The organism is Pseudomonas sp. L7 (genome assembly GCF_046605565.1).
GTDB classification, from domain to species: domain Bacteria; phylum Pseudomonadota; class Gammaproteobacteria; order Pseudomonadales; family Pseudomonadaceae; genus Aquipseudomonas; species Aquipseudomonas wayambapalatensis.
In genome coordinates, this window is record NZ_CP176784.1 from 4,993,252 (window position 1) to 5,007,323 (window position 14,072).

Annotated in this window: 13 protein-coding genes; 5 read left to right on the forward strand and 8 right to left on the reverse strand. The window is 63.4% G+C overall.

The genetic code is table 11. From position 1 onward, the window contains the following. Positions 1 to 57: 57 nt before the first annotated feature. Together waaA and ACK3BK_RS22905 are read right to left on the reverse strand one after the other, a co-directional pair. Positions 58 to 1,335, reverse strand: coding sequence for a lipid IV(A) 3-deoxy-D-manno-octulosonic acid transferase (gene waaA, locus ACK3BK_RS22900; protein WP_288374119.1), 1,278 nt, complete (start codon positions 1,333 to 1,335; stop codon positions 58 to 60). A gap of 98 nt (positions 1,336 to 1,433) precedes the next feature. Next, positions 1,434 to 2,324: a LysR family transcriptional regulator gene (locus tag ACK3BK_RS22905; RefSeq protein WP_186708219.1), complete on the reverse strand. Its 891-nt coding sequence runs from the start codon at positions 2,322 to 2,324 to the stop codon at positions 1,434 to 1,436. A gap of 87 nt (positions 2,325 to 2,411) precedes the next feature. On the opposite strand from ACK3BK_RS22905, the gene ACK3BK_RS22910 reads away from it, so the two are divergent. From ACK3BK_RS22910 to ACK3BK_RS22925, 4 genes are all read left to right on the forward strand, one after another. After that, the gene (locus ACK3BK_RS22910; protein ID WP_186665890.1) at positions 2,412 to 2,744 is read left to right on the forward strand and encodes a DMT family transporter; all 333 of its coding nucleotides are present in this window, start codon (positions 2,412 to 2,414) and stop codon (positions 2,742 to 2,744) included. A gap of 67 nt (positions 2,745 to 2,811) precedes the next feature. Continuing rightward, positions 2,812 to 3,987, forward strand: coding sequence for an NAD(P)/FAD-dependent oxidoreductase (locus ACK3BK_RS22915; RefSeq protein WP_411383383.1), 1,176 nt, complete (start codon positions 2,812 to 2,814; stop codon positions 3,985 to 3,987). Then, on the forward strand, positions 3,984 to 4,796 hold the full coding sequence (locus ACK3BK_RS22920) for an aldo/keto reductase (protein WP_186665887.1): 813 nt from the start codon (positions 3,984 to 3,986) through the stop codon (positions 4,794 to 4,796). Before ACK3BK_RS22915 ends, ACK3BK_RS22920 begins: the two co-directional genes overlap by 4 nt. 37 nt (positions 4,797 to 4,833) lie before the next feature. Then, complete coding sequence (locus tag ACK3BK_RS22925; RefSeq protein WP_186708225.1) at positions 4,834 to 5,802, forward strand: metal ABC transporter ATPase; 969 nt, start codon at positions 4,834 to 4,836, stop codon at positions 5,800 to 5,802. 50 nt (positions 5,803 to 5,852) lie between these two features. Here ACK3BK_RS22925 and hldE read toward each other — a convergent pair whose 3' ends face one another. From hldE to ACK3BK_RS22940, 3 genes are all read right to left on the reverse strand, one after another. After that, complete coding sequence (hldE, locus tag ACK3BK_RS22930; protein WP_151926040.1) at positions 5,853 to 7,274, reverse strand: bifunctional D-glycero-beta-D-manno-heptose-7-phosphate kinase/D-glycero-beta-D-manno-heptose 1-phosphate adenylyltransferase HldE; 1,422 nt, start codon at positions 7,272 to 7,274, stop codon at positions 5,853 to 5,855. A 129-nt stretch (positions 7,275 to 7,403) separates the two neighbouring features. Beyond that, the gene (msbA, locus tag ACK3BK_RS22935; protein WP_186708227.1) at positions 7,404 to 9,212 is read right to left on the reverse strand and encodes a lipid A export permease/ATP-binding protein MsbA; all 1,809 of its coding nucleotides are present in this window, start codon (positions 9,210 to 9,212) and stop codon (positions 7,404 to 7,406) included. Between the two features lie 15 nt (positions 9,213 to 9,227). Further along, positions 9,228 to 10,403, reverse strand: a complete 1,176-nt coding sequence (locus tag ACK3BK_RS22940; protein WP_411383384.1) for an O-antigen ligase family protein — start codon at positions 10,401 to 10,403, stop codon at positions 9,228 to 9,230. 100 nt (positions 10,404 to 10,503) lie between these two features. Between ACK3BK_RS22940 and ACK3BK_RS22945 the strand changes: the two genes are divergently transcribed. Beyond that, entirely contained in the window at positions 10,504 to 11,109 is a 606-nt protein-coding gene (locus tag ACK3BK_RS22945) for a toluene tolerance protein (protein WP_186708231.1), read from the forward strand. Between the two features lie 3 nt (positions 11,110 to 11,112). Here ACK3BK_RS22945 and ACK3BK_RS22950 read toward each other — a convergent pair whose 3' ends face one another. The 3 genes from ACK3BK_RS22950 to ACK3BK_RS22960 are packed head-to-tail and all read right to left on the reverse strand — an operon-like array spanning position 11,113 to position 14,041. After that, on the reverse strand, positions 11,113 to 12,204 hold the full coding sequence (locus tag ACK3BK_RS22950) for a glycosyltransferase (protein ID WP_411383385.1): 1,092 nt from the start codon (positions 12,202 to 12,204) through the stop codon (positions 11,113 to 11,115). A gap of 48 nt (positions 12,205 to 12,252) precedes the next feature. Next, complete coding sequence (locus tag ACK3BK_RS22955) at positions 12,253 to 13,026, reverse strand: glycosyltransferase family 2 protein (protein WP_186665881.1); 774 nt, start codon at positions 13,024 to 13,026, stop codon at positions 12,253 to 12,255. Between the two features lie 58 nt (positions 13,027 to 13,084). Next, the gene (locus ACK3BK_RS22960; RefSeq protein WP_186665879.1) at positions 13,085 to 14,041 is read right to left on the reverse strand and encodes a glycosyltransferase; all 957 of its coding nucleotides are present in this window, start codon (positions 14,039 to 14,041) and stop codon (positions 13,085 to 13,087) included. Positions 14,042 to 14,072: the final 31 nt, after the last annotated feature.

The window sequence follows — 14,072 nt, forward strand, 5'->3', positions numbered from 1 at the left end:
CATGGCGCGCGTCTTGATCAAGGTAAACAAGGGTCAGTGGGCAGAGGCCTCACTTAATTACCGACACCCCAGCAAGCCGCCCAGCCCCTCGAGCAGGCGTTGCAAGGCCCCTTGATTGGCTTGCATCACCGCCCTGCCCGCCTTGCCCATGCGCCGGCCGTCCTGCGGCAACTCGATCAGACGACGCACTGCCACGGCCAAGCCTTCCGTATCGTCCACCTGCTGCAGCGCCCCGGCCTCACGCAACATCGCAGTGATCTCGAGGAAGTTGAACACATGGGGCCCAGTGATCACCGGCAATGCCAACGCCGCCGGTTCCAGCGGATTGTGTCCGCCCGTGGGCACCAGGCTGCCGCCGACGAAGGTGATATCGGCCAGGGCATAGAGGAACATCAACTCGCCCATGGTATCGCCAAGCAGGACCTGGACCTGCCCGTCCACCGCCGTTCCTGAAGAACGCCGCACTGTAGTGAAACGTTCGCGACACAGCGCGTGTACTGCATCGAAACGCTCCGGGTGACGCGGCACCAGGATCAACAATGCATCGCCATGAACCTGCAACAGGCGCTGATGAGCCTCGAGAATGAGCGCATCTTCACCCTCATGCGTGCTGGCGGCGATCCATACCGGGCGCTGCGTCGCCGCCCACTGCTCGCGCAATTGGCGTGCGCGTGGCAGCAGTTGATCATCCACCTTCAGGTCGAACTTGATCGAGCCGGTCACCTGCACGCACTGCGCGCGGGCGCCCAGGCTGCGGAAACGCTCTGCTTCAGTCTCGGTCTGTACCGCAATCAGGCTCATCTCTTCGAGCATCGGCCGAGTCAGCCCGGCGAAGCGGGCATAACCGCGTGCCGAGCGCTCCGACAGCCGCGCATTGGCCAGGGCAACGGGGATACCGCGCCTGGCACACTGGTGGATGTGGTTGGGCCACAGCTCGGTTTCCATGATGACGCCAAGCTTCGGACGCACATGATCGAGGAAACGCGCCGCTGCCCAGGGCAGGTCGTAGGGTAGATAGCAGTGCTGGACCCGCGGCTCGCTGGCGAACATCGCGCGGATACGCTCCGAACCGGTCGGTGTCATGCAAGTCAGCGTGATGGGCAGGTCCGGGTAGGCCTTGAGCAGTGCCTTGACCATCGGCGCCGCAGCGATGCTCTCGCCCACCGACACCGCATGCACCCAGATGCCACCCTGGCGCATGGCCGGGAGCTTGCAGGCAAAGCGCTCGGCGATGCGCTGGCGATACGCTGGCGCCTTGCGCCCACGCAGGAACAGGCGCAGCGCAACCAGCGGCAGGCCCAGGTGAAACAGCAGGGTGTAGAGGGTTCTGTTCATGGCGTCGCAGTTTACTAGGGTCTGTCTGAAATGTGTCTGCACTCGCCCATAGAGCGTTGAAGACGGCCCCTGGGATCGGCAGCAAAAGGGCTGTTGGCCTAGCCGATTGCCCGCAGGTGCATGGCAAAGCGTTCAGCCAGCCACTGAGCTGCCGGCCCAAGCGGCTCGTCGCGCCGCCACGCCAGCTCAGCGACCAGCGCAGGCGGACGCCATTCGCTGTCGAGTTCGACCATGTGCGCCTGGTACGTCGGGTACTGCACCACATGCCGCGGCAGCCAGGCCCAGCCCAGGCCTCGCATCAGCAGTTCGGCCATGACATAGAAGCTGTCGGCACGCCAGACCTGAGCGCTGACCGGCTCGCCGCCCGGATAGTCGCTGTCCTGTGGGGCGATGAGCAACTGCCGGTGGCGCGCCAGCTGCTGGCAGGTTACCCGCCCGGCATGGGCAAGCGGATGATGCGTAGCACAGACCGTGACCATCTCGACGCTGCCCAGGGTGCGACGCTCCAGCGAGTCCGGGATGCTTTCGTGATGGAAGAACAAGCCGAGGTCCGCGCGTCGCTCAACCAGCTTGCGCGCCACGTCGCCCTGTGCACCGCTGGCCAGCTGCACCTGGAGAAAGGGGAACTGGCTGGCCAGTTCATCGAGGCTGTCGATCACCGGCTGGTAGGGCATGGCTTCATCCTGGGCCACCCGCAGCAGCGGTTCCTGGCCGCGCATCAAGGCCTGGGCGCGACCATCGAGCCGCTCGCACTGACGCAACAACTCCTGGGCGTCACGCAGCAAGGCTTCGCCACTTTCGGTCAGGCGCGGCTGGCGACCACTGCTGCGTTCGAAAAGTGTCACGCCAAGGTCTGCTTCGAGCAGCGCAATGGCGTTGCTCACGGCCGACTGCGCTTTGCGCTGGGCACGGGCGACGGCAGAAAACGAGCGTAGCTCGGCGACCTGGACGAAAAGCCGCAACTGTTCAAGGTTCCACTGTTCGGCCATTACCTATCTCCAGAATCGATAGGTAATGACTTTACCGCAATCAGGAACAACCTAGAATGCCCGACCAGTAACCAGAGGAAACCGATCATGAATGCCTACACCTATCTCACCATCGCCATCTGCGCCGAAGTCATCGCCACCGCTTCGATGAAAGCGGTCAAGGGCCTGAGTACGCCGTTGCCGCTGCTGCTGATGGTGTGCGGCTATGCCGTGGCTTTCTGGATGCTCACGCTGGTGGTGCGCAGCATCCCGGTGGGTATCGCCTACGCGGTGTGGTCCGGCATGGGGATCGTGCTGATCAGCCTCGCAGCGCTGGTGATCTATGGGCAGAAGCTGGATGTGCCGGCCATGCTGGGGATGGCGATGATCGTAGGGGGCGTGGTGGTGATCCAGCTCTTCTCCAAGACTGCTGGGCATTGATCGATAGGCAACATTGCCGGGCACGGGCTGTATACTGGGCAATCGTTCCAGTTTTCGAGGTGCCCGCATGCCATCCGCCATTTCCACTGACGTACTCATCGTCGGCGCCGGGGTCGCAGGCCTCTGGCTCAATGCCCGGCTGCGTCGCCAGGGCTATTCGACGGTGCTGGTGGAGCGCGCCAGCCTTGGCGGCGAGCAGACCATCAAGTCCCAGGGCATCATCCATGGCGGCACCAAGTACGCCCTGCATGGCGCGCTGACCGGCGCTTCGGAGGCCATCGCCGACATGCCGCGGCGCTGGCGCGAGGCGCTGGCCGGCAGCGGCGAGCTGGACCTGCGCGACACCCGCCTGCTCTCGGACGCCCACTATCTCTGGTCGCCGGGCACCCTGGCCGGCAACCTCACCAGCTTCTTCGCCAGCAAGGCCGTGCGAGGCCGGGTCGACCAGGTCAAGGGCGAGCAACTGCCCCCTGCCCTGCAGGATCGCGCGTTCAAAGGCAAGGTCTACCGCCTGGCCGAGCTGGTCATCGATGTGCCCAGCCTGCTCGCCAACCTCGCGCAGCTCGCCGGTGACAGCCTGCTCGCCGGCGAGCGGATCGAGCCTCTGCGCGACGGCCAGGCGCTGGTCGGCCTGAAGGTCGATGGCCGCGAGATCCGTGCCCAACGCATCGTGCTCAGTGCCGGCGGCGGCACCGAGGACCTGTTGCATGCCCTCGGCCTGAGCCAGCCCGCGCAGCAACGCCGCCCCTTGCACATGGTCCTGGCCAAGGGCCCCAACCTCAAGCCACTGTACGCCCACTGCCTGGGCGGTGGGCCCAAGCCACGGGTCACCGTGACCACCCACCCGGCGGCCGATGGCCAGTGGGTCTGGTATCTGGGCGGCGACCTCGCCGAAGCCGATGGCGTGGCACGCGAGCCGGCCGCGCAGATCGCTGCGGCGCAAAAAGAGATCGCCAGCCTGCTGCCCTGGGTCGATCAAAGCCAGGTGCGCTGGGCGACCTTGCGCGTCGATCGCGCAGAGCCCGCACAGTCGGGCCTGGTGCGCCCCGACAACGCGTTCCTCAGCGAGCAGGATCGCCTGCTGGTTGGCTGGCCGACCAAACTGGCGCTGGCGCCAGACTTCTCCGACCGCATCCTGGCCGCCTTCGAACGCGATGGTATTCGCCCGAGCGCCCAGGTCGATCTGACGGACCTGCCGCGTCCACCGCTCGGCGCGCCAGCCTGGGAGCAACTGCTGCCATGAGCCTGCCGACCCTGCACGATTTCCACCGCCCGTTGGGCAGCACCGGCCTGAAGGTATCGCCACTGGGGCTGGGCACGGTCAAGCTTGGCCGCGACCAGGGCGTGAAATATCCCAACGGCTTCACCATTCCCGGCGACGACGATGCCCGCCTGCTGCTGTCGCAGGCTCGCGAGCTGGGCATCAACCTGATCGACACCGCGCCGGCCTATGGCCGCAGCGAAGAGCGTCTCGGCCCGCTGCTGCGTGGCCAGCGTGACGAGTGGATCATCGTCAGCAAGGTCGGCGAAGAGTTCGAAAACGGTCTGTCGCACTTCGACTTCAGCGCCGCCCATACCCGACGCTCAGTCGAGCGCAGCCTCAAGCGCCTGGAAACCGACCGCATCGAACTGGTGCTGGTGCACTCCGACGGCAACGACCTGGCCATTCTCGAGCAGCAAGAGGTCTACCAGACGCTCGCCGCACTCAAACAGGAGGGCAAGATCCTCGGCTACGGCTTCTCCGGCAAGACCGCCGCCGGCGGCCTGAAAGCGCTTGAGCAGGGCGACTGCGCGATGGTCACCTACAACCTCAACGAGCAGGCGGAGCGCCCGGTGCTGGACTACGCTGCCGAACACGGCAAGGCCATCCTGGTGAAGAAGGCCCTGGCCAGCGGGCATATCTGCCTGTCTGCAGGCGTGGACCCGGTACAGGCCAGCTTCGAGCTGCTGTTCACCCATCCGGGGGTGAGCAGTGCTATTGTCGGCACCATCAATCCGTTGCACCTGGCCCACAACGTGGCCACCGTCGCCCGTATTCTGGGCCAGGCCTGAGCCGCTCACGCGGCCGCCGAATGCAAGGAGGAGCCTCGTGGCGCGTACGCTTATCCGCAAGAACCCGAGCAACTTCAAGACCCTGCCGCTGCATGTCGAAGCCACCCCCGAACGCCTGAGTTACCAGAGCATCGGTATGCCGCTGAACTTCGCCCAGACCCTGCAACGGCGCAAGGCGATCCAGCTGGATGACAGCCAACGCTTCGTCATCGAACTGGCCAACCTGGGCGTTTCGGTACGCCTGACCCTCAACTGGCAGAACCGCGACTACTGGGTGCTGGTGCGTCAACGCCGCCAGGACCGCGGCGACGTGGTACTCAAGCTGATCTCCGGTTACGTACCTGCCCAGGAGCTCAACCTCCCACTGCACACTGCCATTCAGGAAGTGGCAGAAGAGTGCCTGCTGGAAACCCCGGAAGGCTGGCTGAGCGGACGCTTCAACGACACCTGGCTACCCGCCCCGTATGCCGCTGCCCTGCACTACCGCGAAGCCCTGCCCTTCACCCTGAGCCCGGCCTCGGGCGCGGCGCGGCCGGTACACTGCGGCAACCTGATGCTACTGGAGCGGCCACGGGCCTATGTGCACCTGCCCACCGCCTCGCTGCAACTGATCTACGATCTGCGCCTGCAAGTACCCAAGGAGGCCAAGTCGCTCAGCCTGTTTCACGTCGACGAGCGCCTGGAAGGTGACCAACTGGTGGCCCGGCTCAACCGAAAGCGCCCCGACCTGTACCTGATGCCCCTGAAGGACGGCCAGCCATTGGCGGAGCTGTACACCCTGAAGAAGGATCAGCTTGTTCCCGCGAGCACGCGCGGGCTGTACCTGGCCGAAAGCTTCGCCCTGCAGGATGGCTGGGTGGTGAGAGAGGAACGCGTACGTTGGCGGGAATGGGTGCGTCAGCAAGGGCTGGTGGAGAGTCGGCCCGAGAAGCCTTCGCACCTGCAGCGTTTCAGCGACAAGGCACGGGCGTTGTTGCAGCGGGCGAAGACCACACTGCATAAATAGCAGCAGCGGCGCTTGGCCGCTGCCACCTGCCCTGCGCCTTCAAGGGCAGGTCAGTTCTTGCGAATTTTCTCGACGATCGCGGTGGTCGAGCTGTTCTCGACCAGGCCCAGCACTTTCACCGTGCCGCCATAGGCCTTGACGATATCCGCCCCAACCACTTGGTCGATCCCGTAGTCGCCCCCCTTGACCAGCACATCCGGCTTGACCTGGCGCAGCAGGTTTTCAGGGGTTCCCTCAGGGAAACTGATGACCCAGTCCACCGCGCCCAGGCCGGCGAGCACCGCCATGCGGCGATCGACGCTGTTGATCGGACGCCCAGGCCCCTTGAGACGGCTGACCGAAGCATCGTCGTTGATCGCAACGATCAGGCGATCCCCTTGGGCGCGAGCCTGCTCCAGGTATGTCACATGCCCAGCGTGGAGAATGTCGAAACAACCATTGGTGAAGACGATCTTCTCGTTGTGCGCACGCGCGTCGTCGATGGCCAGCAGCAGTTGCTCGAGCCCCAGCACCCCGCGCTCGGAGCCTTCTTCACGCTGGATCGCGCGGCGCAATTCCGGGGCGCTGATGGCCGCCGTACCCAGCTTGCCGACGACGATGCCAGCGGCCAGGTTGGCCAGAGCCACCGCGTGCGGCAGGTCCTCGCCTGCGGCAATGGCAGCCGCCAGCGTCGAGATAACGGTATCGCCAGCACCAGTGACATCGAACACCTCGCGGGCGCGGGCCGGCAGGTGCAAGGCCGGATGCCCGGTGCGCAGCAGGGTCATGCCGTGTTCCCCGCGCGTCACCAGCAACGCGCCGAGGTCAAGATCATCGAGCAATTGCAGGCCTTTGGCGACCAACTCGGCTTCATCGGCGCAACGCCCGACGATGGTCTCGAATTCGCTGAGGTTGGGGGTAATCAGGCTGGCACCGCGATAGATGGAAAAATCCTTGCCCTTGGGGTCGGCCAGTACCGGAATGCCTTTGCTGCGAGCAGCCTGGATCAGCGACTGGTGATTCTTCAGTGCGCCCTTGCCGTAGTCCGACAGCACCAGCACCTTGACGCCTTCGAGCAGTGCATCGACCTCGGCACCCAGCGACAGCGGATCGGTGGCGAAGGGCTCTTCGAAATCGATGCGCAGCAGTTGCTGGTGGCGGCTCATGACCCGCAGCTTGACGATGGTGGGCTGGTGCGCAATACGCTGGAACACCGAACGCACACCTGCGGCCTGCAGGCTGTTGGCCAGACTGTCGGCTGCTTCGTCCTGGCCGGTGACACCCACCAGCGAAGCCGGGGCCCCAAGCGCCGCGATGTTCAAGGCAACGTTGGCCGCACCGCCAGGCCGATCCTCGATCTGGTCGACCTTGACCACCGGCACCGGCGCTTCAGGCGAGATACGCGAGGTACCGCCATGCCAGTAGCGGTCGAGCATCACATCGCCGACCACCAGTACCGGGGCTTGATCGAAACGCGGCATGGACAACTTCATGGGCAACCCATATGAAAAAATGAACAGGGGCAGGATATTAGCACACGGCAGCCGGCGGCTTTAACGCCAACTGCGGTGGGGACAATTCCAGTGACAATCGGGGCGCACACGCCCCGATTCATGAGGGTTTCAAGTGATATCGGCCTTGTCCGGCTCATCGAGCCCCATGGCGTGCAGGCGGGCATAATGGCCATTAGCCTCAAGCAACTCGACATGGGTACCACGCTCGACCAGACGCCCCTGGTCCATGACCAGAATCAGGTCGGCCTTCTCGATGGTCGACAGCCGATGCGCGATCACCAGGGTGGTGCGCCCCTCCATCACATGGTCGAGCGCCGCCTGGATATGCCGCTCGGACTCGGTGTCCAGCGCCGAGGTCGCCTCGTCGAGGATCAGCAGCGGGGCGTTCTTCAACAGCGCCCGGGCGATTGCCAGGCGCTGACGCTGACCACCGGACAGCAGCACGCCATTCTCGCCCACCTCGGTGTCGAAACCCTTGGGCAACTGGTCGACGAACTCCTTGGCGTAGGCATCGGCCGCGGCAGCCTCGATGGCCTCGCGCGGCGCACCGGCCAGGTCGCCATAGGCGATATTGTTGGCCACGGTGTCATTGAACAGGGTGACATGCTGGGTCACCTGGGCCACATGCCGACGCAGGTTGCGCAGGCGATAGTGTTCGATTTCCACACCGTCGAGCAGGATCTCGCCCTTGTTGTGGTGGTAGAACCGTGGGATCAGCGCCGCCAGTGTCGACTTGCCGCTGCCCGAACGCCCCACCAGGGCAATCATCTGCCCGGGCTCGGCGACGAAGCTGATGTCGGTCAGTACCTGACGCTCGGTGCCTGGGTAGGTGAAGCTCAGGTTGCGCACCTCCAGACGACCCTCGACACGCTCCTTCTCCACGGTACCGCCGTCCACCTCAGGCTTCTCGTCGAGCTGCTCGAAGATGCTCTCGGCGCCGGCCAGGCCCTTCTGGATGGTCGAGCTGACCTCCGAAAGCTGGCGAATCGGCTTGGGCAGCAGACCTGCCGCCGTGATGTAGGCGACCAGGTCGCCAGCCGAGGCATCGCCACGCAGGAACAGCACCAGGAACATCAACGCGGCCATGGCGCTGTAGATCACCAGTTGCAGCGCCGGGGTGTACAGGGCGCCGGTCTTGTTCATGCGCAGCTGCTTGTCGGTGTTGCTCTGGCTGGCGTTTCTGAAGCGACGCTCTTCGTAGGCTTCGCCGCCGAAGCTGCGCACCACGCGGTAGCCCTGGATGGTTTCGGAGGCCACGTGGGTGACGTCGCCCATGGCCACCTGGATCTTCTTGCTCTGCTTGCGGAATTTCTTGCTGGCGGTACTCACCATCACTGCAATGACCGGCAGGATGGCAACCATCACCAGAGTGAGCTTCCAGTTCATCCACAGCAGGTAGACGAACAGGAACACCACCGTCAGGCCTTCGCGGATCACTACCTTGATCGCGTCGGTGGCAGCACCGGTGACCATGGTGACGTTGAAGGTGATGCGCGAGATCAGGTGCCCGGAGTTATGACTGTCGAAGTAGCGGTTGGGCAGCACCAGCAGCTTGTTGAACAGCTCCAGGCGCAGATCGTGGACCAGGCAGAGGGAGACCTTGGCCAGATAGTAGTTGCCGAGGAACGACCCGAGCCCTTGCCAGGCAGCGATCAGGATGATCAGCAACGGCACCGCCTGCAGCAATTGCAGATCGCGCAGATAGGGAACGTCGGGGAACAACACCGCTTGCGGATTGCTCAGGCCATCGACGAAGTACTTGAGGATCCCCGCCAGCATCGGCTGGGTCGAGGCAAAGATCACGAAACCGACAATGCTCAGCAGGAAAATGCCGATGTAGGGTTTCACATAGCCCAGCAGCCTGAAATAGATCTTCAGGCTGGTGGGGTTCTCCGCCGGTCGCGGTGTTTCGGCCATCATCGAGCTCGCTGTTCAGGTTGAACCGGAAATTTTACCACAGGCTTTTCGCTCGGCATGCACCCACGGCAACATCATCGCCAGACCGACCGGCAACCAGCTGATGAACCACTCCGCCCGTGGCGTGCCAGTCAGGCTTGCCGCATCGAGTTGCATGGCCACAGTTGAAAACACCCAGACCGCCAGCGCCAGCTTGCCCAACATGGTCTCCCGGGCACGCAGGATCTCGCGCAGGGCGAACAGCCATACCGCTATCCACAGCAACATACCGGGCAGCCCCAGCTCGACGGCGACGTGAGTGAGCATATTGTGGGTATGGTCGAACTGGATCCCCATTGCCTCCACGCGGTAGAACGCGCCAAGCCCCAGGCCGGTCCATGGGTGCTGTTCGATCATCTGCATCGAGGACTGGAATATCTCGGGCCGGTAAGAGGAACCCCGCTGCATGATCAGGTCCTGGAACAGGAATATCGCGACGGCAGTGATCAGCAGCGATGACACGAAGACCAGCTTGCTGAGCCGATCACGCATCCAGAATGGCGCCAACAGCACAGTGAGCAGCAAGGCCACGCCCGCGCCGCGGCTCTGGCAAAAGGCAATGAAAGCCCCCAGGCAGGCCAGAGCCAGCAGCCAACCCGACTGCACGAAGCGGTTGCGCGGACAATCGTTGAGCATCAATACGGCCATGACACCGACGACATAGGCGCCCAGGATCGGATGGCTGATTTCACCGATTCCCTCAAGACGAGAAACCAGTACGTTGCCGGCCACATGATAGAAGCGATAGATCGAAATCAGTGCAGCAACCGCCATCAGGACTCCACCGATGCGCAACAACATACGCACACGGTGGGCACCAAGCTGCGCCAGCAATGGGAAAGCCATAAGGAACAGCAGGATATAGACCAGACGCTTACCCTCGCGTCCGCCCTCTTCGGTGGATGACCACACCAGGCTCAACGCTCCCCAGGCCAACAACAGTGCAATCGCCGTCCAGAGTGCCGGCTGACGTCGCCACCCGCTCACGAACAGGTGCCGGGCGGACCAGGCGAAGACCAGGGTCGGTAGCCAGAGGAACAGGATGAGGCCTTGCTGGTAGAGCTTGTTGCTCGGCGCCAGGGCGATCGCCGCCAGGAACCAGACGAAACCGAATCCGAGCCAGGCCTGGGCCCAGCGCTTTTCATACAACATTCCTTCCCCCGATCAGTCCAATGACACCGTCATGGTGCAACCGCATTATTTTCGGCATTATTGCCAGTCATTTTGCTTGCAGAAGACAAGGCACCCATCCATGCAATGCTCCCGACTCTCCCAGCCCGACTTCGATCAGCTGACACTCGGCGCCAGGGTTCTGGAGGCCGACAGTCACGGCGCCAAAGTCTACCTGCTCGAGGATGGCAATATCCTCAAGGTTTTTCGTCGTAAGCGTCTGATTTCATCTGCGCTGCTGCGTCCCTACTCCCAGCGCTTCATCGACAACGCTGCGCGCTTGGTGCAACTGGGCATTCCCACTCTGGAAGTGATCAGCCATCACAAGCTGGACCTGCCGGGGCGCACCGCGGTGCTCTACCGCCCGCTGCCGGGCGAAACCCTGCTGCAGCGCTCGCGCCTGCCGGGGTTCAGCTGGAATGACTACCTGCCGGCACTGATCGCGCTGATCCGCCACCTTCATCGCTCAGGGATCTACTTCCGTTCATTGCACCTGGGCAACGTCGTGGTCACCCCTGAGCAACAGCTTGGCCTCATCGATGTCGCCGACATGCGTTTCCTGCGCCCTCCGCTGTCGGCACGCATGGTTCGGCGCAACGTGCAGCATCTGGCGAACTACATCGAACGGGAGCGGCTCGGCGACCACTTCCCACTCACCGAACTGAAGTCGGCGCTGCTCGAGCGCTGAGCCTCAACCCCGCAACAACGTCCGCGAGCCCTGGCTGAATGCCCGCCAGGCCTGCTCCGGGGCCAGCGCCTCACGCTGCCCGGCAGCCGTCTCCTTGACGCTGAGCGTGTTGCACTCCCCGATGGCATGCGCCCAGGCGGCCTGGTCCCCTACCGGCAGGTAGCGTCCGGCCTGCCCCAATTGCTCGCGGAACACCGGCAGGTCGCTGCACAGCACCGGCACATCGGCCAGCACCGCCTCTTGTAGCACCAGCCCCAGCCCTTCCGAACGCGAAGGCACCAGCAGCCAGTCGAAGGCACGATAGAGCTGAGATAGATCGGGACGATAACCGCACAGTTGCACGCTTTCGCCCAGCCCGAGCGCCTGGATACGGGCGCTGAGGCGCTCTCGCAGCTCGCCGTCGCCGAGGATCACCAGGCGAGCGTCCGGCTGCTGCCGGTGCACCTGGGCAAAGGCATCGATCAGCATCTCGAAACCTTTGCTTTCCACCAGCCGACCGACCGCGCCGAACACAGGCCCCGGACGCTGAACGAGGGCAAGCTCTCGTCTGGCGTGGTCACGCTCGAAGAGTGCTGCGTCGAACACCTGTGGGTCCAGCGCGACACGCAGCGTTTCGACAGAACGACCAAGCGCCTGCTCCAGCGCCTGGGCAAGGGTGTGGGAAACCGCAGCGATGCTCAGGCGGTGCGCCTCGACCGCACGCAGCAAGCGAATGTCGCTGCCGCGCAACCGAGTCGACCCATGAAAAAGCACCGTCACTCGCGCATCAGGGAAATGGCGCATCAACGGCAAGACAAGGCGCGCAACACCCATGCCGTCGAGCAGCAAGACATCGGGGCGGGTCTGCTGCAGTGCCTTGTACAAACGGCGCCGCAACACAGGCGTCAGCCAGCGCCAGAAACTTCGGCCTTTGAGTGTTCGAGGCGGCATGTGCCACTCTCGGGTCGTGCCCTCGCCGCAGCACAGGCCATCGCCCAGCAGCAGCCAGTTGCTGATCTCGGCCCCTTCTGCAACATGGCACAACATCTGACGGTGCACCTTGTGAACTGACATGTACGGGGCACCTCCCGACCACATCACATTGACAACATTCATCGGTAGAGCTCCCTCATACCCGGCGGGCCGACCGCCAGGTCAACCGATTCAATGAGCAAGAAAGCCGATTCCAATACCGACCAATGTTCCTACAACGAGCGCGGCCACCAGCTTGATCCGATCGCGCTGGCGACGCTTGGCCTTGCGCTGAACTTCCTCGGGCAAGGTCACATGGCTACCGAAACCAGTATGCAGCACCGCATCGCCCTCGAGCGTGACCGCAGTCAGGCCCAGCTCGGCATAACGACGCGACAGCGCCTTCTCTCCAGAATAGGCAGCAAATGGTGCGCAGGTTTGGTAATCGCTCAGGCGGCGCAATCCTGGGTTAAGCGAAAACGCTTGCCAATCGGCTTTATCCGAAAGCAGCGGGTAACACGGCACCTGCGCGATGACCTGCCGGTCGCCCAGGCGAATGTAGGGGCTATGGATCGCCAGGTCGTGAGCATGGCTGCGCAGCCACACCTGCAGGATCTGTGGGCTGGCCTCGAGGATCAGCCGGGAGTCCTCGACAAAGTGCTGGCGATAGAAGCTCCAGTCATCCTCGCAGTGGAAGATGTAGGGCGTCTTGACGTGGCTGTAGGCCAGGTCGATCGACGCCAGCTGCCCCAGCTTGGGCCGGTTGACGAACACCTTGCAGTGGGCCTTCCAATGCTCGGGAACGGCCGCGTGAACCGCATCGTCTCCCGAGTCTTCGGTGATGAACACCTCACGGATCGACGCGGTGTTGTAGCGGTCGAAGCTTTCCAGCGTTGTCTTGAGCAGGTCGAAACGCCCGCAACTGGTTACCACCAGCGTGATGTCACTGTTTTCCGAGAAGCGCACTGGGCTCCCTCCGCCTTGCGGCCATTTCCGATCCGTCCGACGGACAGGTTGATGTGGTTCAAAGCCCCAGTTTCAGACGCAGGCGCTGCCACGCACTAAGCGGCGCTCGCGGTCTGAGGGGGGGCATCATGTGGTCGACGATGCTACGCCCGACCTGGGCAAAACTAAAGCCAGAAACCGCCAGTTCGCGGCCATTGGCGGCGATGCGTTCGGCGAGTGCCGGATCGGCGCGTAATGTCCGCAACTTCTCCTGCAGCACCGGGATGCTGTCGTACAGCACCACGTTGTGCATGTCCTCAAGACCCAACGCACGGTTTTCCGCCTCGCCCTGGTCGAAGGCCAGCAGCACGCAGCCACAGGCCATGGCCTCGAAGTTCTTGATCATGTACTCGCCCATGCCAACGTCGGCACTGACGAAGAAGCGGATACGGTTGAGCGTGTTGCAGTAGTCTTCACCGGACTTGGTGCGAGTCACCACCAGGTTTTCCACCTGCCCCAGTTCATCGAGCAACGCCTTGCGGCCGCTATAGGCGACGCTCTTGGTGCTGCCGACAAAGGCCAGTTCGATATCACGCTCGCGCCCCTGGTCGGTCAGCAATTGCTCGTCATAGCCCTTGGGCACGAACACCGCATCGAAACCTTCCTGGCGCAGGCGCTCGCTGACCATGTAGCCAGAGCTGATCACTCGCGCCCAAGGCAGCTTGCGGTAGTGCGCGCTGAACTTGCCGGTGTATTTGCAGGGAATGTAGTTCTGGTAGGCATCGTGCTCGAGGATCACCAGATTAGGGACCGTGCGGATAAAGCCAACCTGGCGAATCTCCTGCTTGAAGCGCAGGAAAAAGACGATACGGTCATAACGCTCGACGTCCACTTCACGCTTGAAGTAGCGCCGCAGGTTGCGCTGGTCGTCGCTCGACAGCCAGCGCAAGTCGCACTCGCAGTTGGCCGCGACGCCGTCGTACAGGCGATCGAGGATGGCCCGTTGTTCCTTCTGCACCAGAAATAGGACTTTCATTGCATTCCTTGGGGGCGTGACGCCATCGCGG